The organism is Curtobacterium sp. Arg-1 (assembly GCF_025643395.1).
GTDB classification, from domain to species: domain Bacteria; phylum Actinomycetota; class Actinomycetes; order Actinomycetales; family Microbacteriaceae; genus Curtobacterium; species Curtobacterium poinsettiae.
In genome coordinates, this window is record NZ_CP095731.1 from 454,171 (window position 1) to 477,292 (window position 23,122).

The following is a 23,122-nucleotide window of genomic DNA, read 5'->3' on the forward strand; positions in this document are numbered from 1 at the left end:
GATAGGTTAGGCCAATGAGCGAGGAAGCGACCACCGTGCCGCACATCGACCTCGCGCTCGTCGACGACTGCCTCGAGCGCTTCTTCGCCGTGTCGTCGGCGCGCGCCGAGCGCTACGGCCGACCGTCGGAAGAGCTGTGGCGCGTGCTCCGCAAGGCGAGCATGGGCGGCAAGCGCTTCCGGCCACGCATGGTCATGACCGCGTACGCCGGCATGGGCGGCACCGACGCGCACGCCGCCGCCAACGTCGCGGCGGCCTACGAACTCCTGCACACCGCGCTGGTGGTGCACGACGACGTCATCGACCGTGACTGGTCGCGCCGCGGGCAGCCGAACGTCGCCGGGTCGTTCCGTGACAACGGGACGACGGGTGGCCTGCCGCTGCCGACCGCCGAGCACCGGGGGATGAGCGCCGCTGTGATCGCCGGTGACCTGGCGCTCGCCGGGGCACCTCGGTTCATCGAGGCCGCGGGGGTCGACGGCGCCCGGCGTGAGCGGTTGCTCGAGCTGTTCGACGAGGCCGTGTTCGCCAGCGCCGCCGGCGAGATGACCGACGTCGACCTGGCACTCGGGGTGATGCCGACGGTGGACGAGGTCCTGGCGATGGAGCGTGCGAAGACGAGCGTGTACTCGTTCGAGGCACCGCTGCAGTCCGGTGCGGTGCTGGCCGGCGCCGACGAGGAGATCGTCACCGCCCTCGGTGCCTTCGGCCGCGAGATCGGCATCGCGTACCAGATCGTCGACGACCTGCTCGGGGTGTTCGGCGACGAGACCATGACCGGCAAGACCGTGCTCGGCGACCTGCGCGAGGGCAAGCGCACCATGCTCATCGCGTACGCGGCGACCACCGACTGCTGGCCCGACCTCGAGCCGTACCTGGGTGACCCGGACCTGACCGAGGCCCGCGCGGACGAGGTCCGTGCGACCCTGGTGTCCTGCGGTGCGCGCGGCGCCGCGGAAGCACGCGTCGCTGACCACACCGCACTCGCCCGGGCCGAGCTCGCCCGGCTGCCGTACGAACTCGCCGACCGCCTGGAGGCCCTCGTGACCGAACTCGTGGAGCGCGCCCGGTGACCCACAGCACCACCACGGCGACCGGATCCCGTCCGGCTCGCCTCCAGCTCTACGACGCGACGGCCGAGGCCGCGTCGGGTGTCGTCATCGACCGGTACTCCACGTCCTTCGGCCTGGCGAGCCGCATGCTCGCCCGCGACACGCGCGAGCACATCCGCAACGTCTACGCGCTGGTCCGCGTCGCGGACGAGGTCGTCGACGGCCCCGCGACCGAGGCCGGGCTCGACCGCGAGCTCGCCCGGACCGTGCTCGACGAGCTCGAGGCCGACACCGAACGGGCCATCGCGCTCGGCTTCTCGGTGAACCCGGTGGTCCACGCCTTCGCCCGCACCGCCCGCACCACCGGCTTCGGCGCCGAGCTCACCGCCCCGTTCTTCGCCTCGATGCGCATGGACCTCGAGCGCACCGAGCACGACGACGCCTCGTTCGACGCGTACGTGTACGGCTCGGCCGAGGTCGTGGGCCTGATGTGCCTGCGTGCGTTCGTGTACCGCGCGGGCAAGCCGACGTTCGACCAGGCCGAGCTCGTCGCCGGGGCGCGTGCGCTCGGTGCGGCGTTCCAGAAGGTGAACTTCCTGCGTGACCTGCACGCCGACTTCGAGGTGCTCGGTCGCTCGTACTTCCCGGGCGTCGACATCCGTTCCTTCGACGAGGCCACGAAGCACCGCCTGGTCGCCGACGTGCAGGCAGACCTCGACCACGCCGCGCGGACGATCCGGCTGCTGCCGGCCGATGCCCGCAACGCCGTCGGGCTCGCACACGCGCTCTTCCAGGAACTCAACGACCGACTCGCGCGCACCCCGGCGAGCCGTCTCGTCACGACGCGCGTGCGCGTCCCCAACCCGGTGAAGGTCCGCCTCGCGGCACAGGTCCTCGCCGGACGTGGACCGCTCCGGTCGCGCGCAACCACCCACCGGCCGGGAGGCTCGTCATGACCCCGCCCCGCGCCTCCCGACCGAAGACGGTCGCCCCCACCACCCGGCGCAAGGTGCCGGCACGTCGTGCCGTCGTCATCGGCGGCGGCATCAGCGGCCTGGCGGCCGCTGCGCTGCTCGCCCGCGACGGCTTCTCGGTGACGGTGCTCGAGCAGCGCACGCAGCTCGGCGGCCGTGCCGGTTCGTGGGAGCAGGACGGGTTCCGGTTCGACACCGGGCCGTCGTGGTACCTCATGCCCGAGGTGTTCGACCATTTCTTCCAGCTGCTCGGCACGTCAGCCGAGGCCGAGCTCGACCTGGTGAAGCTCGACCCCGGCTACCGCGTCTACAGCGAGGGCCACGACGAGCCGATCGACCTGCGCGCCGACGCCGAGGCCAACATCGAGCTGTTCGAGTCCATCGAGCCCGGTGCCGGCGAGCGGATGCGGAAGTACCTGGCGTCGGCCGAGGACACCTACCGGATGGCCGTCCGCCGGTTCCTGTACACGACGTTCCAGGACCTCACGAAGCTCGCGGCACCCGACGTGCTCCGGCGCCTGCCGAAGCTCGCGCGCCTGCTGCTCGAGCCGCTCTCGACCTTCGCCGAGACCGCCGTGCGCGATCGCCGCCTGTGGCAGATCCTCGGCTACCCGGCGGTGTTCCTCGGCACGAGCCCGTACGCGGCGCCGAGCATGTACCACCTGATGAGCCACCTGGACCTGTCCGACGGCGTGCTCTACCCGAAGGGCGGCATCACCGAGGTGATCTCCGCCGTCGAGCGGGTCGCCCGTGCCGAGGGCGCGAAGATCATCGCCGGTGCGAAGGTCGAACGGATCGTCGTCGAGGACGGCGTCGCCACCGGTGTCGTCCACCGCGACCGCGACGGCGTGCAGCACACGGCCCCCGCGGACCTCGTGGTCAGCGCGGCCGACCTGCAGCACACCGAGATGCAGCTGCTCGAGCGGGAGCACCGCACCCACGGTGCCGACCACTGGAAGAAGCGCGACCCGGGGCCGAGCGCGGTGCTCGTGTACCTGGGCATCGACGGTCCGACGCCGGGGCTGCTGCACCACACCCTGATGTTCACCGCGGACTGGAAGGCCAACTTCGGCGCGATCTTCGGGGACGACCGGCACGTGCCGGACCCCGCGTCGATCTACGTCTGCGCCCCGTCCGAGACCGACCCGAGCGTCTCCCCGCCCGGCACCAGCAACCTGTTCATCCTGGTGCCCCTGCCCGCCGACCTGTCGATCGGCAAGGGTGGCATCGACGGCGCCGGCGACTACCAGGTCGAGCAGATCGCCGACCGTGCGATCGACGTGCTGGCCGAGCGTGCCGGGGTGCCGGACCTGCGCGACCGCATCCGGGTCCGTCGCACCATCGGGCCCCGCGACTTCGCCGACGACCTGAACGCCTGGAGCGGCTCGATGCTCGGTCCGGCGCACACGCTGAAGCAGAGCGCGTTCTTCCGCGAGAAGAACGCGTCGAAGAAGGTCGAGGGGCTGTACTACGTCGGCGCCTCGACGATCCCGGGCATCGGTCTGCCGATGTGCCTGATCAGCGCCGAGGTCCTGCTCAAGCGCATCCACGGCGACCGGAGCACCGAGCCGCTGCCGACACCCCTCGGGGCCCCGAGGGACCGGACCGAGACCGCCTGATGCCCGGGCTGTACCTCGCCGGCCTGGTGGTGTCCCTGGTCGGCATGACCGTGCTGGACGCCCGCTTCCGGTTGTTCTTCTGGCGGGCGCCGTGGCGGGCGGCGGCCGTGACGGTCGTCGGGGTCGCGTTCTTCATGGTGTGGGACATCGCCGGTGTCGCGGCCGGCATCTTCTTCATCGGGCCGCAGAACCTGCTCACCGGGGTGCTCCTGGCGCCCGAGGTCCCGCTCGAGGAGCTCTTCTTCCTGCTGCTGCTCTGCTACTCGACGATGGACCTGGTCGGGTTCGTCCGGCCGCTCGTCCAGCGGGCGACCGACCGGCGGCAGGCGTGAACGGCGCCGGGGCGTACGCGCTCCTGGCCCTGCCGTTCTTCGGCGTCACGGCCGTCGTCGGCGTCATCGCCGGGGTCGTCGCCGCGCGCCGTGCACGCGCCGCGGGTCGGCTGCCCGCGGTGGGTCGCCGGGTCGCGGTGCTCACGTCCGTGATCGCGGGCATCGCGCTGCTGGTGATGACGATGGTGTTCGACAACGTCATCGTCACGCTGCGCATCGTCGCCTACGACCCCTCGCTCATCAGCGGTGCGAAGATCGGTGCGATCCCGGTCGAAGACCTCGCCTACGCGATGTCCGCCATCGTGCTGCTGCCCAGCCTGTGGGTCCTGTTCGACCGGACCGGCGCGCGCCCCGCGCCCCACCCGACCCCAGCACCAGCACCAGCGGAGCCAGCACCAGCAGAGGACACGAAGTGAACGCCAGCACCGCCTCCAGGCCGTCGACCCTGCGCGCCCTGTTCGTGTCGTCGCGGCCGATCAGCTGGGTGAACACCGCGTACCCGTTCGGCGCGGCGTACCTGCTCGGCAGCGGGGTCGGCGTCGAGGGCGGCGGCGGGTTCTCGCTGATCGCGTTCCTGGTCGGTGTCGTGTACTTCCTGGTGCCCTACAACCTGGCGATGTACGGCATCAACGACGTCTTCGACTACGAGTCCGACCTGCGCAACCCGCGGAAGGGCGGCGTCGAGGGCGCCCTGCTCGACAGGAGCGTGCACCGTGCCACGCTGTGGGCCGTCGTCGTCACGAACGTCCCCTTCCTCGTCGCGCTCGTGGTGCTCGGCGCGGTCAGCGGCAACGGTCCGTGGTCGTGGCTCGTCCTGGCGATCAGCGTCTTCGCGGTCATCGCGTACTCGGCGCCGGGGCTGCGGTTCAAGGAGAAGCCGTTCCTCGACTCGCTCACGTCGAGCACGCACTTCGTCTCGCCGGCGATCTTCGGTCTCGCCCTCGCGGGGCCGCACTGGACCGGCGAGCTCGTCGCCGTGTGCATCGCGTTCTTCCTGTGGGGCGTGGCCTCGCACGCGTTCGGTGCCGTGCAGGACGTCCTGGCCGACCGGGCCGGCGGCATCGGCTCGGTCGCCACCGTCATCGGTGCGCGGGCGACCGTGCGGCTGGCCTTCGTCGCGTACCTGGTCGCCGGCGTCGCCCTGCTGTTCTCGGCGTTCCCCGGGCCGATCGCCGCGATCGTGGTCCTCCCGTACGCGCTCAACGTGCTGCCGTGGTGGAACATCACCGACCAGGGCGCCGAGGCCGCGAACGCCGGCTGGAAGCGGTTCCTCTGGATCAACTACCTGGCGGGCTTCATCGTCACGATGGCACTCATCGCGTACGCCTACACGCACTGACAGACTGGACGCACGCACCGCGGCGACCGTGGTGCGACACCAGCCACGACGGCAGCCACGAAGGAGTGCACGCATGAGCGTCCGGATCATCCACGTCGGTCTCGGAGGGTGGGGCGGCAACTGGGCCCGCACCGCCATCCCAGAGGTGTCGGAAGTGCAGGTGGCCGGGATCGTCGACCCGTCGGCGCCGACGCTCGAGGCCGTGCGGACCGACCTCGGGCTCCCGGCCTCCGCCGCGTTCGCGTCCCTGACCGAGGCGCTCGCCACGGTCGAGGCCGATGCCGTCGTCATCACCGCCCCGGCCGTGACGCACGTGCCGCTCGCGCTCGAGGCGCTCGAGGCCGGCAAGCACGTCCTGGTCGAGAAGCCGTTCGCGAACACCACCGACGAGGCCGTCACCGCGGTCCGCCGCGCCGAGGAGCTCGGCCTGGTGCTGCAGGTCAGCCAGAACTACCGCTGGTACCCGGCACCGCGGGTCGTGCAGGAGATGCTCGAGGCCGACGTCGTCGGTGAGGTCTCCGCGATCAACGTCGACTTCCGGCAGTGGGACAACGACCAGCCCGCCGAGACGTACCCGCACTACCGGTTCCCGCACGCGATGATCAACGACATGGCGATCCACCACTTCGACCTGCTCCGGATGATCACCGGGCAAGAGGCCGTCCGCGTCTTCGCCAAGGCCAGCTACCCCGCCTACAGCAAGTACCAGGACGAAGCGGTCGCCTCGATGATCATCGAGCTCGACGGCGGCACGGTCGTCAACTACCGCGGCAGCTGGCTGAGCCGCGGCCCGCGCACCGCGTGGGCCGGCGAGTGGAGCATCGAGGGTGAGGACGGCGAAGTCTGGTTCACGAGCCGCGACGGCGAGCCGAACGCCGTTGCCGGCGACCGGGTGACCGTCCGCCGCACCCAGGACGACGAGGCCGAAGTGGTCGAGCTCCCCGTGCTCGCACACACCGACCGCCAGGGCGGCCTGCAGGCGTTCGCCCGCTCGGTGCAGGGCGGCCCCGCCCCGGAGACGAGTGGGCGCGACAACCTGCGGAGCCTCGCGCTGATGGAGGCCGCCGGCCGCTCCGCGGCGTCCGGCCTGCCCGAGGACGTCGTCGTCCCGTCCTGACCGCACCCACCGACGGCCTGGAGGCACGGGGCGGGCCCGCACCGCGCCTCCAGGCCGTCGTCGGTCGCTCCACCGCGTCGGGGACCTTTCGCGCTCACCGACAGTCCACGCGTCGGAGCGCCCGTGACGTGTCGCTGCGCGCGTGGACTCGCGAGCCGGTTTCGCGTCAGGCGGCGCCGGCCGCCCGCCGCGCCTGCGCGACGGCCCGCCGCACGCCGAGCGACCAGGCTGGCCCGTGGCCCGGCAGCACGTGCTTCGCCTCGGTGTCCGCCAGCAGCTCGAGCGACGCGACCGCCGTGTCGACGTCCGACGTCGCCGCAGGTGCGACGATCCGCGGTCCGATCCCGCCGGTGTACGGGTCGAAGGTGACGAGCGCGTCCCCGGCGATCACGGCGTCGCGGTCGGCGAAGTGCAGGGCCACGTGCCCGTCGGTGTGCCCGGGTGTCTCGATGATCCACGGGGTGCCCGGCACGTCGGCGCGGTTCTCCAGCGGCTCGGTGTCGGCGATGCCGTCGACCGTGGCCGCACCGGCGAGCAGCATCCGACCCAGGGGACGCAGGCCGCCCGGGTGCAGCGCCACGAACCCGAAGCGGTTCGCCTGGGGCCGGTACGAGTACGGGTGCGCGGCGAGGTGCCGGTCGCCCGGGTGCACGAAGACGGGCGTGCCCCAGTCGCGGTGCATCCGTGCAGCGGTTCCGACGTGGTCGAAGTGCCCGTGCGTGAGCAGCAGGCCCTCCACCCGATCGGGCGTGTAGCCCAGGTCGTGCACGGCGAGCTGCAGGTGCGGCCACGCGGCGGGCAACCCCGCGTCGATGACGAGCAACCGGTCGCCGGTCTCGACGAGGTACGTGTTGGTGTGTGCGATCTCGAGGCGGTGGATCCCCTCGGCGGTGTCCCGGAAGAGCATGTGCGGCACGGTAGGCGCGGGCTGCTGGGCAGCATCCCGGGTGGGACGTGTACGAAATGGGGAATGGCCAAGGACAGTCTGCCCGAGCTCGAACTCGCCAACGTGCGCACGCGCGAGCGCATCACGGACACCGTGACGGAGCTGAAGCGGCGCGCGGACCTGCCCGCCCGCACCCGTCTGGCGGTCGCCAAGACGAAGCAGCGGTGGCACCGCGACCCCACGCCCCTGGTGGCGATGGGGCTGACCGGCCTGACCGGTGTCGCGGCGATCGTCCTCGGCATCGCGCTGCGGAACAAGCCCGCCGGGCACCTGGCGCAGCCACCGGCGAGCTCGGCCTTCACCGCGCTGCTGCCGTTCGGCGCTCGGGGCGACGCCCCGTCGGCACAGGAGCGGGCGCAGGGCGGTCGGAAGGATCGCAAGGCACGGGCGAAGGCCGCCGAGGAAGCCCTCGAGCGTGACCCGGCGCACCGGGGCCGCGTGAAGCAGCAGGTCGGCATCGCAGCGGTGCAGCGACGCGCGAACAAGAACCGCAAGCAGGCGGTCAAGCGGTCGAAGGCGGCCGTGAAGGCGAGAGGCTAGTCCCATGGCGCACGAAGAGCAGAAGCCGGACCCGGACGACTCCCGGAAGCCCGACAACCCCACCGACCTGAAGAAGCCGACGCTCGTCTACACGCTGAAGAAGACGCTGCGCGAGTTCACGAGCGACCAGTGCACCGACCTGGCCGCGAGCCTGACGTACTACTCGGTGCTCGCGCTGTTCCCCGGGCTGCTGGCGGTCGTGTCGATCCTGGGCCTGGTGTCGGACCCGGCGAAGACCATCGACACCCTGCTCCAGGTCATCCGCAACATCGGCGGCGGTGACGTCGCGAACCTGCTCAAGGACCCGGTGAACGGCCTCGTCCGCTCGCCCGCCGCCCCCGTGACCTTCATCGTCGGTCTGCTCGGTGCGCTCTGGTCGGCCTCCGGCTACGTCGGCGCCTTCGGCCGCTCGATGAACCGGATCTACAACGTCCGCGAGGGCCGGCCGATCTGGAAGCTCCGCCCGACCATGCTCGGCGTCACGGTGACCACCGTCGTCCTGCTCGTGGTCGGCCTGCTCGTGCTGGTGAGCGGGCCGCTCGCCCGGAGCTTCGGCGACGTCATCGGCCTGGGCGACGTCGCCGCGACCGTGCTGCTGATCGTGCAGTGGCCGATCCTGCTCGTCATCGCGATCATCGTCGTCGCGGTGCTCTACTACTGGTCGCCGAACGTCAAGCAGCCGAAGTTCCGCTGGGTCAGCGGCGGGTCGATCCTGGCGATCCTCATCTGGGTCATCGCGAGCGTCGGCTTCGGGTTCTACGTCGGGAACTTCTCGAACTACAACGCCACGTACGGCTCCCTGGGTGGGGTCATCGTGTTCCTGCTGTGGATCTGGATCACGAACAACGCCCTGCTCTTCGGTGCCGAGTTCGACGCCGAGATCGAGCGGGGCCGCGAGCTGCAGGCCGGCATCCGTGCAGAGGAGGACATCCAGCTCCCCGAGCGCGACACCCGCCAGATCGAGAAGCAGGACGAGCAGCGCGCGCAGGACGTGCTCGAGGGCATCCGCATCCGCCAGGGCGTCGACAACGACTGACCGTCGCGCGTCCGACCGGCGCTGACGGGCGCTCTCCGGTTCGGGACGCTACGGTGCGAGCGTGCCGTCCTTCCTCGAGGGGCTCCCGTTCCGGTGGCTCGTCCTCGCGCTCTTCGCGATCGTGTTCTGCCGTGCGCAGGCCACGTACTGGGTCGCGCGGCTCGCGGTGACGGGTGCGTCCCGCTCGCGGTGGGGCGGGTGGCTGCGGTCGCCGGCGGTCCGTCGTGGTTCGGCGCTGCTCGACCGCTGGGGCCTGCCCGTCGTCACGGTGAGCTTCGTGGTGGTCGGCCTGCAGACGGTGATGAACGCCGCAGCAGGGCTGGCACGGGTCGCCTGGTGGCGGTACACGATCGCGATGGTCCCTGGCTGCGTCGCGTGGGCCTTCCTGTACGCGACCGTCGGGCTCGCCGTGTTCTGGGCGGTCGTCGCGGCGCTCGCCGGCTCGCCGTGGGGCATCGTGGCGCTCGCTGGTCTCGTGGTCGTCGCCGGCGTCGCACTGACGGTCCTGCGTCGTCGCCGTGACCGCACAGGAGGCCCGGCCCGGCTTCCGTAGGCTGGCCTCCGTGACGACAGACCAGCTCCAGAACCGTCCGGTCGCCCTGGTGACCGGAGCCACCCGCGGCATCGGCCGCGCGATCGCCGCCGACCTCGGCCGCACCCACCACGTGCTCGTGGGTGGCCGATCCGCCGACGCCGTGGACGCCCTCGTGCAGGAACTGCCGAGCGCGGCGCCGTTCGTCGGTGACCTGGGCGCGGGCGAGGTCCCGGCGCTGCCGGCGCGGCTCGACGTGCTCGTGCACTCCGCCGGTGTCGAGCAGGGCACCACCGTCGCCGACACCCCGCGCGCGGTGTGGGAGCAGGTCTTCGCGACGAACGTGTTCGCGGTCGCCGAGCTCACCCGGCTGGCGCTGCCGGCACTGCGGGCGGCCCGGGGCATCGTCGTGCCGATCAACAGCGGCTCCGGGTTCCACTCGGGCCCCGGCGGTGGCGTGTACGCGGCGTCGAAGTTCGCGCTGCGGGCCTTCGCCGATGCCCTGCGCGAAGAGGAGCGGGCGAACGGCGTGCGGGTGTCGAGCGTCCACCCGGGCCGGACCGACTCGGACATGCAGCGGCAGCTCGTGGCGAAGCTCGGGGAGTCCTACGACACCGACTACTACCTGGCGCCCGAGGACGTCGCCGCCGCGGTCCGCACCGTCGTCGACCTGCCCGAGCGCGGCACCGTCGAGTCGCTCGCGATCCGACCGACCCGACGGCGCTGACGCGCTGACGGCGACGGCGACGGCGCCGACGACCGACTACCGCAGCTCGATCCGTTCGTCGAGCTCGAGCCGTTCCAGGAACGTCTCGTCGTGGCTCACCACGACGAGTGCACCTCGGTAGGCCCGCAGCGCGTCCACGAGCTGGTCGACGCTCGTCAGGTCGAGGTCGTTCGTGGGCTCGTCGAGCACGAGCAGCTGCGGCGGCGGGTCGGCGAGCACCAGGGCAGCCAGCGCAACCCGGAACCGCTCCCCGCCCGACAGGTCCCCGGCCGGACGGTCGACGGTGTCGCCGCGCACCAGGAACTTCGCCAGCCGGTTCCGGACCTCGGCGACGGGCACGTGCGGGGCGTCCCGGCGCACGTTGTCGAGCACCGTGGCGGTGTCGTCCAGGCTGTCCTTCCGCTGCGGCAGGTACGCGATCCGGTCGACGTGGGCGACGGCCGTGGTCGCCGGCAGCGGGTGCTCCCGGGCCGTGGGGTCGCCGACGAGCTGCTCGAGCAGCGTGGACTTGCCGACGCCGTTGTCCCCGGTGACGGCGATCCGTTCCGGCCCCTGCACGATGACGTCCCGTCCGCGGACGGTCACGGTGGCGATCCGACGCGATGCCGGCACGTCCGGGTCGGGCAGGGTGACGTGGATCGACTCGTCGTCGCGCAGACGGAGTTCGGCCTCACGCTTGGACGCAAGTGCGGCAGCTTCGTCGTCCGCGTACCCGACGCGCAGACGACCGGCGGTCTCCTGCGCCTTCTTCCGCTGCTCGTTCGCCAGGATCTTCGGCATCGAGCGGCCCGCCTTCTCGCCCGCCTTGGCACGACGGGCGATCTTCGTCTCCGCCTCGATGCGCTGCCGCTTCTCGGTACGGTGCCGCTGCTCGGCGACCCGGACCTCGCGCTCGACGGCCGCCTGCTGCACGGCGAGGTGCTCCTCGAACGCGCTGAAGGTCCCGCCGAACACGGTCACCGCCCCGGCGCGGAGCTCCACGGTCTCGTCGACGTGTTCCAGGAGTTCCCGGTCGTGGCTGACGAGCACGAGCGTTCCGCGCCAGTCGTCGACCAGGTCGAGGAGCAGCCCGCGGGCCCGACGGTCCAGGTTGTTCGTCGGCTCGTCCAGGAACACGATCGGTCGCGCGCGCAACCGCACCCCGGCGACGGCGACGAGCACGGACTGCCCGCCGGACAGCGTCGACACCGGCCGGTCGAGGTCGGTGCCGTCGAGCCCGACCCGGTCGAGCACCGCGGCGGCCCGTTCCTCCAGGTCCCAGTCGTCGCCGACCGCCTCGAGTTGTGCGGCCGTGGCGTCCCCGGCCAGGACGGCCCGGAGCGCGGTGAGTGTGGGCCGGATGCCGAGCAGGTCGGCGACGGTGTCGTCCGCGCTGGCGTGGGCCCACGCCGCCGGTTCCTGATCGACGCGCCAGCGGCGATCAGGCCGTGCCGGTGGGGAGAGTCGTTGCGGCAGGTGGTCGACGGGACCCGACGTCGCGATGCTGCCCGACGTGGGGTGGAGCCGGCCGGTCACGAGCCGGACCAGCGTGGACTTGCCGGCCCCGTTCCTCCCGACCAGGCCGGTCCGGCCACGGCCGAAGGCAGCGGTGAGGTGATCGAGCGCGACGGTGCCGTCGGGCCAGGCGAAGGTGACGTCGTGCAGGACGACGGACGGACTGGTGGGCATGGAGGTGTCTCCCGGTGTCGATGCTGGGCACACGACACCGAGGCCACCGCGGTGCGGTGGAGCGCCCGACGGGGCGCGCGATCACGGTGTCAGCGCGTGGGCTGAGCGGTACCGGTGATCGACAGCAATCCGTCTGCTTCCGTCGGGGGACCCCCGTGTCCGCCATCCGTTCCGCCGGTCGGTCTCCCGCCCCGGCGGCCCCGCGATGACGACGAGGTGACCTCCACGGTAATCCCGTGACACGGGCGCCCGCAAGGGATGACAGGCTGGGGGCATGCCGGAGAACCTGTTGCCGACCCCGTCGTCGAACCCCGAGACCCTGCTGCCCGCCGAGCCGGAGGTGACCGCCGCGATCGAGGCGGACGCCCCCGTCGCCAGCGTGGTCGTGTCCCACCCGTCGTCGAGCCTGGCGTGGGCGCTGCTCGCCGACGAAGCGTGGGCGCGCGGCGCGACCCTGGAGTCCTACGCGTACGCCCGTGTCGGGTACCACCGCGGGCTCGATGCCCTGCGCAAGGCCGGCTGGCGCGGTGTCGGCCCGGTGCCGTGGTCGCACGAACCGAACCGTGGGGTCCTGCGGGCGTTGTTCGCCCTGCGCCGTGCGGCCGAGGCGATCGAGGAGCCCGGCGAGGCTGAGCGTCTGACCGACTTCCTGAACGCGAGCGACCCCGAGGCCCTGCGCGCCCTGTCCGCCGGCGCGTAGCGCCCATACGCAAAACACCGGTGTTCACACTGCACACCGCGGGATGTGGGTGTGCAGAGTGCGAACACCGGTGTTTTGCGAGAGCCGACCCCGCCTAGCCCAGCAGCACGCTCCAACTGAACGCCTGCGGCCAGAGCTGGTGCTCCGGCAGCACGTCGAGTCCGCACGCCCGGCTGCCGAGCCCGTGCTGCGCGGCGTCGAGGTACAGGTACAGGTGGTCCGACGTCGGCAGCTCGTACGGGTGCTCGGCGCGGTCGATCTGCTGCGCGGTCCACGGCGACAGGGTGAACCCCGCACGGTGCGACCCAACGGTCGACACCGTGAACGGCCCGACGGACAACGAACGCAGGCCAGGCCGGTGCCCGGTCTCCTGCGGCCGCGAGTACTCCACCCCGAGCGAGCGCACCGGCGCGGTGAACCGCCCGACCCGGGCAGCGTGCGAGGAATCGGCGTACGACTCGAGCGGTCCGGTCCCGAACCAGGTCGCGTCCCCGTCCGCCAGCGATGCCGGCAGGTCGAACCGCACCCCGATCCGCGGCCACGTGACGTCCCACGCGCCGAACGGCACGGCGTCGGTCTGCAGCACGAGCCCGTCGGACGTCAGGGTCCAGCGGTGCGTGACCTCGAGGCCCCACCCGCTGTTCGCCGCCGCGACGCGCACGCGTTGTTCCAGGCCGGAGTCGGTGCGCGACACCGACACCAGCCGGTGCGTCAGCCGGTCCAGCCCGCGATCGCGCCAGCGCGTCGCCGACGGGGGAGCCGTCGGGTCGCCGACACCGTGCGTGAGCACCGGGTCCGCGGTCTCGTAGCCGCCCTGTGACGCCAGGCTGTCGTTGTCGGTCGGTGCGCGCCAGAGTTCCAGGCGGGGCCCGGCCACCTCGTGGCCCTTCCAGGACACCAGGTCACCGCGCGCGTTGAACGTGCCGTCGCCCAGGTGGTCGCCGTCCCACCCTTGTATGGAGGCCCGTGGTGCGTCCGCCGCGCGCGCCGCGACGAGCCGCTGGGTGCGTGCGACGACGTGGCCGGTGTCCGCCCACGCGGTCGGCCCCGCCAGTTCCACGGTCAGGTCGAACCAGAGCTCGTCGCCGGGTGCGAGTTCGGACGTGGCCGCGTCGAGCACCTCCGCGGGCACCGGGACCGTCGCCGACGCACGTGCGGCGACGATGCCCGTGGACAGGCGCCCCGAGGCCTCGACGACGCCGTTCCGCGACAGGGTCCAGCAGAGCCGGAGCCCGGCGGTCGAGGCCGAGTGGTACCGGTTCTCGACCAGCACCGTGGTGTCCGAGACCGCCAGGCGGATCGGGGCCACGACGGCCGCGAACTCGGCGAGCCCCGGGGTCGGGGTGTCGTCGGGCAGCACCAGGCCGTCCATCACGAAGTTGCCGTCGTGCACGACCTCGCCGAAGTCGCCGCCGTACGCGTAGTAGTCCTCGCCGGTGGGTGTCTTCGCGAGCAGGCCGTGGTCCCGCCACTCCCACACGAACCCGCCGTGCAGCCGCGGGTACCGGTCGACCAGGGCTTCGTACTCGGCGATCTGCCCGGGGCCGTTGCCCATGGCGTGCACGTACTCGCAGTGGATGAAGGGCTTCGACTTCTGGCGCGCCGCCTCGGCCGGGCCGCAGCCGAGCAGGGGCGTCGGGGTGCCGCCGCCGATCGACTCGGTCTCCTGCAGCGTCGGGTACATCCGCGAGTAGACGTCGGTGTACTCGCCCGTGTAGTCGCCCTCGTAGTGCACGGGGCGCTCGGCGTCGCGGTGGTGCACCCACTGCGACATCGCCGCGAGGTTCCGGCCGGTGCCGGACTCGTTGCCGAGCGACCACATCACGATCGACGCGTGGTTCTTGTCGCGCTCGACGGTGCGGGCGATGCGGTCGAGGTAGGCCTCGGCCCACGCCGGGTCGTCGGAGGGGTTGCCGACCCAGTCGGTGAACAGGAACCCGTGGGTCTCCAGGTCGCACTCCAGGACCACCCAGAACCCGAGCTCGTCGGCCAGGTCGAGCACGCGGGGGTGCGGCGGGTAGTGCGAGGTGCGGATGGCGTTGACGTTGTGCCGCTTCATCAGCGCCATGTCGGCGCGGGCGTGCTCCTCGTCGAACACCCGGCCGCGCACGGGGTGGGTCTCGTGCCGGTTCACGCCGTGGAACACCACGCGCTCATCGTTCACCAGGAACCGGTCGCCGACGATCGACACGGTGCGGAACCCGAGCCGGAGCGAGACGGCCTCGCCGCCGGCGGTACCGCCGGCGTCGGTGCCCGTCGACAGCGTCGCGTCGTACAGCTTCGGCAGCTCGGCGCTCCACGGCTCGACGCCCTCGACCTCGATCGGTGCGACGTCGTCGGCCGTTGCCCAGGTCACGTCGAGGCCCAGGTCGGGCACCGCGAACCGCACCGGGAACACCGCGTCGAGCGTCGGGAACGTGATCGTGCCGGTCCCCGTCTCCGGGCGCCCCGACGCCGCGGTGCCCGCCGATGCAGCCGTGCCGAGCGTCGCCTGCCAGCCGGCCTGGACGAACACGTCGTCGATCGCCGCCGTGGGGCGGGCGAGCAGCGTGACGTCGCGGAAGATGCCGGGCAGCCACCACTGGTCCTGGTCCTCCAGGTAGGACGCCGCCGACCACTGGTGCACCCGGACCGCGAGCTCGTTCGCTCCCGGCCGCACCAGGTCGGTGACGTCGAACTCGGTCGCCAGGCGCGAGCCCGTCGACCAGCCCACGAGCGTCCCGTTCAGCCACACCCGGAAGTGCGACTCGACCCCGTCGAACCGCAGCAGCACCCGGCCGGCGGCGTCGAACGACGACGGCAGCTCGAACGTGCGGCGGTGGTCCCCGGTCGGGTTCTCCTCCGGCGGGTGCGGCGGGTCGATCGGGAACGGGTACTGCAGGTTCGTGTAGCTCGGCGCACCGTGGCCGTGCAGTACCCAGTGCGACGGCACCGGGAGCTCGCCCCAGGCCGGGTCGTCGTCCTCCCCACCCTCGGTCGCGAAGTCCTCGGAGACCGAGGCGACGGGCGACCACCGGAACCGCCAGTCCCCGTTCAGCGACAGGGACGGGGCGTCGGTGTGCAGCCAGGCACGGGGTGCCAGCCGCGAGTCGGAGCCGGGTGCGGTGGACGAGAGTGCGGAGTGGGTCAACCCTTGACCGATCCTTCCGTGAGGCCTCCACGCCAGAAGCGCTGGAGGACGATGATGGCGATGACGAGCGGGATGACCGAGACGAGCACCCCGCCGGTGGTGAGCTGGTAGAACTCCGGCAGGCGGTCGACCTGCGAGCGCCAGTTGTTCAGACCCAGTGTTATCGGGTACAGCTTCTGGTCTGCCAGCATGATGAGCGGCAGGAAGAAGTTGTTCCAGATCCCGACCACCTGGAACAGGAACACGGTGACGAGCGCAGGGGTCATCTGCCGGAGCACCACGGTGTGGAAGATCCGCAGCTCACCGGCACCGTCGATGCGTGCCTGTTCGAGCAGGGTCGTGTCCACCGACGCCGCGGCGTACACCCGGCACAGGAACAGGCCGAACGGCGACACCAGGCTCGGGATGAGCACGCTCCAGTACGTGTCGGTCAGCCCCATGGTCGAGAACAGCAGGAACAGCGGCAGCGCCGTCGCGGTCCCCGGCACGAGCACGCCGCCGAGGATCGTGCCGAACACGAACTGGCGCCCCCGGAAGTCGTACTTCGCCAGCGCGTACCCGCCGGCCGCGGCGAAGTAGGTCGCCAGGACCGCACCGACGCCGGAGTACAGGATGCTGTTCGCGATCCACCGGACGAAGATGCCGCCGTCGTAGGTGAACACCTGCTGCAGGTTGCTCCAGAGCGCGAACTCGCCGCCGAACCAGAACCCGTTCGTCGAGAACAGCGCGCCCGTGGTCTTCGTCGCCGCGATGACGACCCAGTACAGCGGGACGATGAAGTACAGCGCGACGACGACGAGGATCCCCGTGACGACGATCTGCGAGCGTGGGGACCGGTCGAGCTTCCGGCGCGCGCTGGAGCTCTGGGAGACGCGCCAGCGGCTCCGCGACGGCAGCGCCGAAGGAGCCTGCGACTGAGGGACATCCGGTAGGGACACCTTCGAGGTCGATTCCGTGGATGTCATCGGTCAGTCCCTTCGGTGGTCGCGACGCGACCGGCTTGGAGGCCCGGGTCGGCTTGGGTGGTGACCGTGCTGCCCGCCGCAGCGCGCGTCTGGAGCGCGGTGCGGGCCTCCCGGCCGTCGCGCCGTGCGCGCTTGCGTCGGTCGCGTTCGTCCTTGGGTGGACGGTTCGTCAGCGCGAGGAACGTGAACGACAGGATGAACGCGGCCAGGGCGATGATGACCGCCTGCGCACTGGCGACGCCGTACTCGTTGAACGCGAACGCGTTCGTGTAGGCGGCGTAGTTCGGCGTGTACTCGGTGTCGATCGCCGGGGCGACCGTCGACAGGATCTGCGGCTCCGCGAAGAGCTGCAGCGTGCCGATGATCGAGAACACCGTCGTGAGCACCAGGGCCGGTGCGATGAGCGGGATCTGGATCCGCCACGCGACCTGGAACGCGTTGGCGCCGTCCACCTTCGCGGCCTCGTAGACCTCGCCGGGGATGGACTTCAGCTGCGCCACGATGATGAGCATGTTGTAGCCGGTGTACGTCCACGTGACGATGTTCGCGATCGACCACAGCACGCTGTTGGCGCCGAGGAAGTCCGGCTGCAGCCCCATCGACTGCAGCAGCGACACGATCGGCGACAGACCGGGCACGTACAGGAACGACCACAGGATCGTGGCGATGACCCCGGGGACGCCGTAGGGCATGAAGTAGATCGCCCGGAAGAAGCCCGGCCAGCGGGCGCTCGCCGACTCGAGCAGCAACGCGAGGATCGTGCAGGCGATGATCATCACCGGGACCTGGACGATGCCGAAGAGCAGCATGCGCCCGATCGATGCGACGAACCCGCTGTCCTGCAGGGCGATCACGTAGTTGTCGAACCCCGCGAACCGGCCGACCACACCGTCCTCGCCGAACAGGCCCTCGCGGTCGACGGTGGTGAACGACTGGAACAGGGCACTGATGATCGGGATGACGAACGTCAGCAGGAACAGGGCCAGGAACGGGGCGAGCAGGATCCACGGGGCACGCTTCTGCGCGCTCGTGGCCTTCGTGCTCGTGCGGAACGCGGGGGTACTGCCGGCCGGTCGACCGGTGGTCCGTGGGGTGGTGGTCTGCTGGGTCATCGTGCCGTCCTGACGCTGAGGCCCTTGTCCTTGAAGGACTGGACGATCTCCCGCTGGGCGAGCTCCACGGCGTCACTGAGCTTCAGGCCCGAGGTGATCTTGCGGCGGAACTGGTTCTGCAGGCTGGTGAAGGCCGACTGGGTCACCGGGGACCAGGACCAGTCGATGTTCTGCTCCTTCGAGGCCGGCACGAAGACGTCCTCGTTGTAGTTCTGGCCGGAGAACCACTTCGACGGCTTCTCGCGCTGCGCCCCGATGTAGTCGACCGCGGGCGACCAACCGATGCCGCAGTAGCTTGATCATCGCGTCGATGCCCTCCTTCGAGGTGGTCATCCACGTGATGAACTCGAGCGCTTCCCGCGGGTGCTTCGCGTTCGCCAGCACCGCGGCCGTCGAACCGCCGATGGCGCTCGAGCCGAAGCCGTCGGCGCCCCACTTCTGCATCGGGGCGACCTTCCACTTGCCCTCGCCGCCCTGCACCGACTCGATGAGCGCGTCACCCCAGCTCGCACTGGTGACCGCGGCGATCTTGCCGCTCGCGGCGGCCGCGTACCACCCGGGGGAGTACGCGCCGGCGCTCGTGTCGACGAGCTTGTCGTCGATCACGCCGTCGAAGAAGTCGGCGACCATCAGGGTCTTGTCGTCGGTCATGTCGACGACCCACTCGTCGCCGTCGACCTTGAACCAGCGCGCACCGGCCTGCTGTGCGTACGCGGCGAAGGGTGAGGCGTCGGCGACCGGGAACACCTCGAGGTAGTTCTGCTTGCCGGTGCTCCGGACCTTGTCGGCCAGGTCACGCCACTCGTCCCACGTCGTCGGGGGTTCGCCGCCGGCCTGCTCGAGCAGCGCGGTCTGGTAGTAGAAGCCCATCGGGCCGGTGTCCTGGGGGATGCCGTAGATGCCGTCGACGAACGACACCTGCGCCCACGCGGCCTCGTCGTACTTCGACTGGAAGTCCTTCGCGCCGTACCGGGCCAGGTCGACCAGGCCGTTGGCGAGCATGAACTCGGGGATCTGCCGCAGCTCGACCTGCCCGATGTCCGGGCCACCGCCGGCCGCGAGCGCGGAGTACATCTTCTGGTACCCGCCGCTGTTGCCGCCGGGGATCCAGTTCGCCGACACCTGGATCTTCGGATGTGTCTTGTTCCAGACGTCGCAGACCTTCTGCAGGTCCTTGAGCCAGGCCCAGTAGGTGAGCTGGACGGTCTCACCCGAGGCCGCGGCGGGCACGAGGGCCGCCTTGTTGACGTTGGTCGAGCCCGGGACCGCACAGCCGGCGAGGAGCCCCGCCGCCGCCGTACCGAGGCCGAAGCCCAACAGGTGTCGTCTCGTGATCGGTCGTTGTGGTGGCGCCATTGCCGCACTCCGTTCGTCGTTGATCGGGGTTGCCCACACCCAACCACAGAACCGAATGCCGTTGTGGTTTCGTGACCGTACCGACACTGCGCGTTCCCGGCGCACCTTGGAACGGCCCCAGGCCCGGGCGCGGACCGTGGGGTAACAGAGCAGACACCGACGCCCCGGACGGCGAAGGCCGCCGGCGGCACGACCGGGAGGAGAAGCGATGACCGAACGCGGGAACACCACCCATCGCCCCGAACTCGACGAGCAGCTCGCGCACGAGGCGCAGAGCATCGTCCAGGGGCACGGCAGCAACGCCCACGTCGAGGAGTTCCGGCAGTCCGAGCCGGTCCCCGACGACACCGACGGCCCGGAGACCGTCGCCGCGTCGGGCTACGACGGCGAGCTCGAGGGCGAGCTGCAGGACGACACCACCGACGTGCTCCCCGAGGACGACGCCGACCGGGCCGACCCGCTGCCCACCGGCGAGGGCGACGGAGCCGACGCGACCGTGTACCGCACCGAGACCAGGGAGGGCAGCACCGATGGCTCTGACGCAGAATGACGCGCCGCACCTGCAGTCCGGGATCGCCGAACGCCTGAAGCGCGGGGGCACCTGGACGTGGGCCTACGTCGACGCGTCCGGTGACCGTGAGGACCCGCAGCACCACGCAGCCCTGCAGCGCCGGAAGGCCGAGGACGTCCTGCGGTCGGCCGGGGCGGACGCCGAGGTCATCGACACGGTGATGGCCGAACTCGAGGAGACGCCCGGGGTGCCCGCGCCGGTCAGCCGGTACGTGCTCGTGCACGACGGCGAACTCGTGCTCAGCGAGGTCCTGCCCGGTCCGATGCACGCCCCGACGTCGATCGGCCACGACCCCGTGCCCGACCTGCTGCCGCTCCTGGCGCACCGGCCGCTCGACCTGCCGTTCCTGATCGTCGAGGTCGGTCGCGAGGGCGGTGGCCACCGCGCCTACCGTCTCGGCCACGCCGACGTGCCGGACCGGCGCGACGAGCAGCGCGTGCAGGGCCGCACCGACACGCTCCACAAGTTCCAGGGCGGCGGCTGGTCGCACCTGCGGTGGCAGCACCACACCGAGGAGATCTGGCGCGACAACCAGAACGAGGTCGCCACGTCCGTCGACGAGGCCTTCCGGCGGCTGCAGCCGAAGCTCATCGTCGTGGCGGGGGACATCCGTGCACGGGGGCTCCTGCTCGACCAGTTGTCCACCGAGGCTCGAGCCGTCGTGTCCGAGGTCCCGGTCGACCCCCGGGCGTCGGACGCGTCGGAGACCGCGCTCGTCGAGCACGTCGACATCGCGCTCGCCCGGGTCATCGCGACCCGCCGGCACGACTTCGAGGACCTGCTCCGCACCCACGTCGGCCGCGGGGACAACCAGACGGTCACCGGCCTCGGATCTGTCGTCGAGGCGCTGCAGCAGGCGCAGGCCTCGGTCGTCGCGATCGACGCCGCCGCGATCGGCGACCGCACCCTGCTCGCGCTGGGATCGGCGCCGTGGATCGCCACGGCACCCGAGCAGGCGGCGGGTGCGCCGGCCATCGGTCCGGTGCCGGCCGTGTGCGCGATCGTCCGGGCGGTCGCCCTCACCGACGCGGAGCTGCTGCTCGTGAACGCCGCGTCGCTGCCGAACGGTGCGCCCGCCGCGGCGTTGCTGCGGTGGCCGGTGGGACCGGCGGTGCCGGCCGCCTGAGCGGTGACCGGACGACGGACGGGAGGCCCGGTGCCAGCTGGTACCGGGCCTCCCGTCCGTCTCGGCGCGATCCTGCGGGCCGCCACGACGGCCGCGTATAGCGTCCCGGACATGACCGACGACCGCCGACGTGAGCTCGGCACCAGCGACGCACCCGTGGAGGACGAACTCGCGGAGTCCTTCGACGCGACCATCGAGGAGGGTGCGGAGCGGCTGCAACGGACGACCCGGGCCGTCCTCGTCACGGGGTTCTTCGGCGGCCTCGAGGTCGGTCTCGGGGTGATGGCGTACCTCGCGGTGCTCACCGAGACCGACAGCCACCTGCTCGCCGGGCTGGCCTTCGGCATCGGCTTCATCGCGCTGCACCTGGCGCACAGCGAACTCTTCACCGAGAACTTCCTGATGCCTGTCGCGGCCGTGGTCGCCCGCGAGGGGACCGTGCTGCAGCTCGTGCGACTGTGGGGCGGCACCCTCGTGGCGAACCTGGCCGGGGGATGGGTGTTCATGTGGCTCGTCGTCCAGGCGTTCCCGCAGTGGCACGCCACGCTCTCGGAGTCGGCGCACCACTACGTCGACGCGCCGTTCGGACTGCAGAGCATCGTGCTGGCGGTCCTGGGCGGCAGCACCATCACCCTGATGACGCGGATGCAGCAGGGCACCGACTCGGACCCCGCGAAGCTCGTCGCCGCCGTGGCCGGAGGCTTCCTGCTCGCCGGGCTGCAGCTCTTCCACTCGATCCTCGACTCGCTGCTCGTCTTCGGTGCGATCCAGTCGGGCGCGGACATCACCTACGGGCAGTGGCTCGGCTGGTTCGGGTACACGCTGCTGTTCAACGTCCTCGGTGGGCTGGTGCTCGTGACGGCGCTGCGTCTGCTCCGGACGAAGGAGCTCATGCAGGACCGCCGCCGGGAATCCCAGGACGACCCCGAGCGTGCGGACCACGAACAGGGCTGACGAGCGCGAGGGGCGGAGCGGACGGAGGGGGTCGATCGCGTTGCGTCGCGCGGACGGTCAGTCGTGGGAGCGGTCTCGGCGGGGCACCAGCGGGACGGCCAGCAGCGGGAGCACCGCCACGATGCCGAACGACGCCGCGAAGCCGAGCGCGCCGACCAGGGCGCCGATGCCCGGACCGACGGCGCTCGCCGCGATGAACTGCCCGGTGTTCTGCGCCCCGAGCGCCCGCCCCGACCAGAACGGCCCCGCCGCCTCGGCGACGGACGTGTACGCCAGCCCGTTGTCGGCGACCGTCACGCTCGTCGCGAGCACCAGGAACACCGCCGCCCCGGCCAGGTGCGTGGCGTCGACGACCGCGAGCACCGCCATCACCACCGCCGCGCTCACCGCGACGATCCGCAGGGGGCCGACGCGCGACCCGGCCCGGTCGCTCCAGCCACCGACCAGGATCCGGCCGATCGCCCCGACGAACTGCGCGGCACCGACCAGCAGGCCGGCCGCCGGTGTCGACCACCCGAGGCCCACGAGCCAGACGAGCCCGTACGTCGACAGGGTGAACTGCGGCACCACGAGCAGGACCGACACCGCGTGCACCCGCCACAGGAACCCGCTCGAGCGGTAGGGGTTGGCGGTCGCCGTGGCCACCGCGGCACGGGTCGGACGGGGCGGGTCCGAGATCCCGATCGCGCAGCACACCGCGAGCACGGCGCACAGCACGATCGGCAGGACCAGGGCCGCACGGATCCCCGAGCCCTCGGCCAGCTGCGGCACCGTCACCGCGGCGAGCGTCACCCCGAGCGGCTGCGACATCTGCCGGATGCCCATCGCGAGCCCGCGGCGCTCCTTCGGGAACCACCCCACCACGACCCGGCCGCTCGCGGCGTTCGTCGAGGCACTCGTCATGCCGCCGGCCAGGAACGCCAGCCCGAGCAGCACCGGGTCGCCCGCGGCCAGCCAGGCGCCGACGACGGTCAGTGTGGTGAGCACGAGCCCACCGGCGATGACGATGCGCTCGCCGAACCGGTCGGTGATCGCACCCCACGCGATGAGCGTCAGGACCATGCCGAACGTCGGAGCGGCGGCGAGCAGCCCGGCGGCCGGCAGGGACGTCCCGCGGCTGAGCAGGTGCGGGATGAGGAGCGCCGGCGCGGACACCACGAGCGTCCCCGCCGCCTGGGCCGCGACCCCGAGGGCGAGCATCGTCCAGGCGCGGGCGGAGACCGGTGGTGTCGTGGTGGATCGCTGCGGGGCGTCGGTCGTGGGCATGCGTCTCGGCCGTTCGTCGTGGTTCCAGCACGGAACGAATTGGTATACCACAACGGTATA

At 71.6% G+C, this 23,122-nt stretch carries 20 protein-coding genes and 2 pseudogenes; 15 read left to right on the plus strand and 7 right to left on the minus strand.

Annotated features, from left to right (window positions below; all coding sequences use genetic code 11):
* Positions 1–14: 14 nt before the first annotated feature.
* The 7 genes from MXD64_RS02285 to MXD64_RS02315 all read left to right on the plus strand — a co-directional run bounded on the left by MXD64_RS02285 (position 15) and on the right by MXD64_RS02315 (position 6,433).
* Complete coding sequence (locus MXD64_RS02285) at positions 15–1,073, plus strand: polyprenyl synthetase family protein (RefSeq protein WP_259495171.1); 1,059 nt, start codon at positions 15–17, stop codon at positions 1,071–1,073.
* Entirely contained in the window at positions 1,070–2,008 is a 939-nt protein-coding gene (locus MXD64_RS02290) for a phytoene/squalene synthase family protein (protein ID WP_017886420.1), read from the plus strand. Before MXD64_RS02285 ends, MXD64_RS02290 begins: the two co-directional genes overlap by 4 nt.
* Positions 2,005–3,645, plus strand: coding sequence for a phytoene desaturase family protein (crtI, locus tag MXD64_RS02295; RefSeq protein ID WP_082509494.1), 1,641 nt, complete (start codon positions 2,005–2,007; stop codon positions 3,643–3,645). Before MXD64_RS02290 ends, crtI begins: the two co-directional genes overlap by 4 nt.
* Positions 3,645–3,977 (plus strand): lycopene cyclase domain-containing protein, encoded by a 333-nt coding sequence (locus MXD64_RS02300; protein ID WP_017886418.1) that lies wholly within the window; start codon positions 3,645–3,647, stop codon positions 3,975–3,977. Before crtI ends, MXD64_RS02300 begins: the two co-directional genes overlap by 1 nt.
* Positions 3,974–4,393 (plus strand): lycopene cyclase domain-containing protein, encoded by a 420-nt coding sequence (locus MXD64_RS02305; protein ID WP_262160603.1) that lies wholly within the window; start codon positions 3,974–3,976, stop codon positions 4,391–4,393. Before MXD64_RS02300 ends, MXD64_RS02305 begins: the two co-directional genes overlap by 4 nt.
* Entirely contained in the window at positions 4,390–5,316 is a 927-nt protein-coding gene (locus tag MXD64_RS02310) for a prenyltransferase (RefSeq protein WP_017886416.1), read from the plus strand. Before MXD64_RS02305 ends, MXD64_RS02310 begins: the two co-directional genes overlap by 4 nt.
* Before the next feature lie 73 nt (positions 5,317–5,389).
* Positions 5,390–6,433 carry a Gfo/Idh/MocA family protein gene (locus MXD64_RS02315; protein ID WP_263137078.1) on the plus strand — a complete coding sequence of 348 codons (1,044 nt, stop codon included), beginning with the start codon at positions 5,390–5,392 and terminating at the stop codon, positions 6,431–6,433.
* 166 nt (positions 6,434–6,599) lie between these two features.
* Here the strand turns inward: MXD64_RS02315 and MXD64_RS02320 are convergent, their stop codons facing one another.
* Positions 6,600–7,340: an MBL fold metallo-hydrolase gene (locus MXD64_RS02320; protein WP_042538661.1), complete on the minus strand. Its 741-nt coding sequence runs from the start codon at positions 7,338–7,340 to the stop codon at positions 6,600–6,602.
* A 63-nt stretch (positions 7,341–7,403) separates the two neighbouring features.
* On the opposite strand from MXD64_RS02320, the gene MXD64_RS02325 reads away from it, so the two are divergent.
* From MXD64_RS02325 to MXD64_RS02340, 4 genes are all read left to right on the plus strand, one after another.
* On the plus strand, positions 7,404–7,919 hold the full coding sequence (locus MXD64_RS02325; protein ID WP_071250620.1) for a hypothetical protein: 516 nt from the start codon (positions 7,404–7,406) through the stop codon (positions 7,917–7,919).
* A gap of 4 nt (positions 7,920–7,923) precedes the next feature.
* Positions 7,924–8,955 (plus strand): YihY/virulence factor BrkB family protein, encoded by a 1,032-nt coding sequence (locus MXD64_RS02330; RefSeq protein WP_071250618.1) that lies wholly within the window; start codon positions 7,924–7,926, stop codon positions 8,953–8,955.
* A gap of 61 nt (positions 8,956–9,016) precedes the next feature.
* Complete coding sequence (locus MXD64_RS02335) at positions 9,017–9,508, plus strand: DedA family protein (RefSeq protein ID WP_017886411.1); 492 nt, start codon at positions 9,017–9,019, stop codon at positions 9,506–9,508.
* Between the two features lie 10 nt (positions 9,509–9,518).
* Positions 9,519–10,214 carry an SDR family oxidoreductase gene (locus tag MXD64_RS02340; protein ID WP_042538655.1) on the plus strand — a complete coding sequence of 232 codons (696 nt, stop codon included), beginning with the start codon at positions 9,519–9,521 and terminating at the stop codon, positions 10,212–10,214.
* A gap of 36 nt (positions 10,215–10,250) precedes the next feature.
* On the opposite strand, the gene MXD64_RS02345 is transcribed toward MXD64_RS02340, so the two are convergent.
* A complete protein-coding gene (locus MXD64_RS02345; RefSeq protein ID WP_263137079.1) occupies positions 10,251–11,882 on the minus strand; it encodes an ABC-F family ATP-binding cassette domain-containing protein in 1,632 nt (543 codons plus the stop codon).
* Between the two features lie 274 nt (positions 11,883–12,156).
* Here MXD64_RS02345 and MXD64_RS02350 point away from each other — a divergent pair, with 274 nt between their 5' ends.
* Positions 12,157–12,582, plus strand: coding sequence for a DUF3151 domain-containing protein (locus MXD64_RS02350; protein WP_017886408.1), 426 nt, complete (start codon positions 12,157–12,159; stop codon positions 12,580–12,582).
* Positions 12,583–12,676: 94 nt separating this feature from the next.
* Here the strand turns inward: MXD64_RS02350 and MXD64_RS02355 are convergent, their stop codons facing one another.
* The 4 genes and pseudogenes from MXD64_RS02355 to MXD64_RS02370 form a co-directional block, all read right to left on the minus strand.
* On the minus strand, positions 12,677–15,712 hold the full coding sequence (locus MXD64_RS02355) for a glycoside hydrolase family 2 TIM barrel-domain containing protein (protein ID WP_263137080.1): 3,036 nt from the start codon (positions 15,710–15,712) through the stop codon (positions 12,677–12,679).
* The gene (locus MXD64_RS02360; RefSeq protein ID WP_262118339.1) at positions 15,709–16,677 is read right to left on the minus strand and encodes a carbohydrate ABC transporter permease; all 969 of its coding nucleotides are present in this window, start codon (positions 16,675–16,677) and stop codon (positions 15,709–15,711) included. The genes MXD64_RS02355 and MXD64_RS02360 overlap by 4 nt, the downstream gene beginning before the upstream one ends.
* 161 nt (positions 16,678–16,838) lie before the next feature.
* Positions 16,839–17,789 (minus strand): annotated as a pseudogene (locus tag MXD64_RS02365) (carbohydrate ABC transporter permease); the annotation flags it as partial.
* Positions 17,786–19,145 (minus strand): annotated as a pseudogene (locus MXD64_RS02370) (extracellular solute-binding protein). The pseudogenes MXD64_RS02370 and MXD64_RS02365, both read right to left, overlap by 4 nt.
* A gap of 208 nt (positions 19,146–19,353) precedes the next feature.
* On the opposite strand from MXD64_RS02370, the gene MXD64_RS02375 reads away from it, so the two are divergent.
* The 3 genes from MXD64_RS02375 to MXD64_RS02385 all read left to right on the plus strand — a co-directional run bounded on the left by MXD64_RS02375 (position 19,354) and on the right by MXD64_RS02385 (position 21,796).
* Positions 19,354–19,695 (plus strand): hypothetical protein, encoded by a 342-nt coding sequence (locus tag MXD64_RS02375; protein WP_017886403.1) that lies wholly within the window; start codon positions 19,354–19,356, stop codon positions 19,693–19,695.
* The gene (locus tag MXD64_RS02380) at positions 19,676–20,842 is read left to right on the plus strand and encodes a baeRF2 domain-containing protein (RefSeq protein ID WP_194590392.1); all 1,167 of its coding nucleotides are present in this window, start codon (positions 19,676–19,678) and stop codon (positions 20,840–20,842) included. Before MXD64_RS02375 ends, MXD64_RS02380 begins: the two co-directional genes overlap by 20 nt.
* Positions 20,843–20,953: 111 nt before the next feature.
* Entirely contained in the window at positions 20,954–21,796 is an 843-nt protein-coding gene (locus MXD64_RS02385) for a formate/nitrite transporter family protein (RefSeq protein ID WP_111022711.1), read from the plus strand.
* A gap of 57 nt (positions 21,797–21,853) precedes the next feature.
* Here the strand turns inward: MXD64_RS02385 and MXD64_RS02390 are convergent, their stop codons facing one another.
* Positions 21,854–23,062: an MFS transporter gene (locus MXD64_RS02390; RefSeq protein WP_017886400.1), complete on the minus strand. Its 1,209-nt coding sequence runs from the start codon at positions 23,060–23,062 to the stop codon at positions 21,854–21,856.
* Positions 23,063–23,122: the final 60 nt, after the last annotated feature.

Coding starts and splice junctions, on each gene's coding strand:
- MXD64_RS02285 (WP_259495171.1), top strand. CDS start 15: ATGAGCGAGGAAGCGACCACCGTGCCGCACATCGACCTCGCGCTCGTC.
- crtI (WP_082509494.1), top strand. CDS start 2,005: ATGACCCCGCCCCGCGCCTCCCGACCGAAGACGGTCGCCCCCACCACC.
- MXD64_RS02300 (WP_017886418.1), top strand. CDS start 3,645: ATGCCCGGGCTGTACCTCGCCGGCCTGGTGGTGTCCCTGGTCGGCATG.
- MXD64_RS02315 (WP_263137078.1), top strand. CDS start 5,390: ATGAGCGTCCGGATCATCCACGTCGGTCTCGGAGGGTGGGGCGGCAAC.
- MXD64_RS02320 (WP_042538661.1), bottom strand. CDS start 7,340: ATGCTCTTCCGGGACACCGCCGAGGGGATCCACCGCCTCGAGATCGCA.
- MXD64_RS02325 (WP_071250620.1), top strand. CDS start 7,404: ATGGCCAAGGACAGTCTGCCCGAGCTCGAACTCGCCAACGTGCGCACG.
- MXD64_RS02330 (WP_071250618.1), top strand. CDS start 7,924: ATGGCGCACGAAGAGCAGAAGCCGGACCCGGACGACTCCCGGAAGCCC.
- MXD64_RS02345 (WP_263137079.1), bottom strand. CDS start 11,882: ATGCCCACCAGTCCGTCCGTCGTCCTGCACGACGTCACCTTCGCCTGG.
- MXD64_RS02350 (WP_017886408.1), top strand. CDS start 12,157: ATGCCGGAGAACCTGTTGCCGACCCCGTCGTCGAACCCCGAGACCCTG.
- MXD64_RS02360 (WP_262118339.1), bottom strand. CDS start 16,677: ATGACATCCACGGAATCGACCTCGAAGGTGTCCCTACCGGATGTCCCT.
- MXD64_RS02375 (WP_017886403.1), top strand. CDS start 19,354: ATGACCGAACGCGGGAACACCACCCATCGCCCCGAACTCGACGAGCAG.
- MXD64_RS02380 (WP_194590392.1), top strand. CDS start 19,676: ATGGCTCTGACGCAGAATGACGCGCCGCACCTGCAGTCCGGGATCGCC.
- MXD64_RS02385 (WP_111022711.1), top strand. CDS start 20,954: ATGACCGACGACCGCCGACGTGAGCTCGGCACCAGCGACGCACCCGTG.
- MXD64_RS02390 (WP_017886400.1), bottom strand. CDS start 23,062: ATGCCCACGACCGACGCCCCGCAGCGATCCACCACGACACCACCGGTC.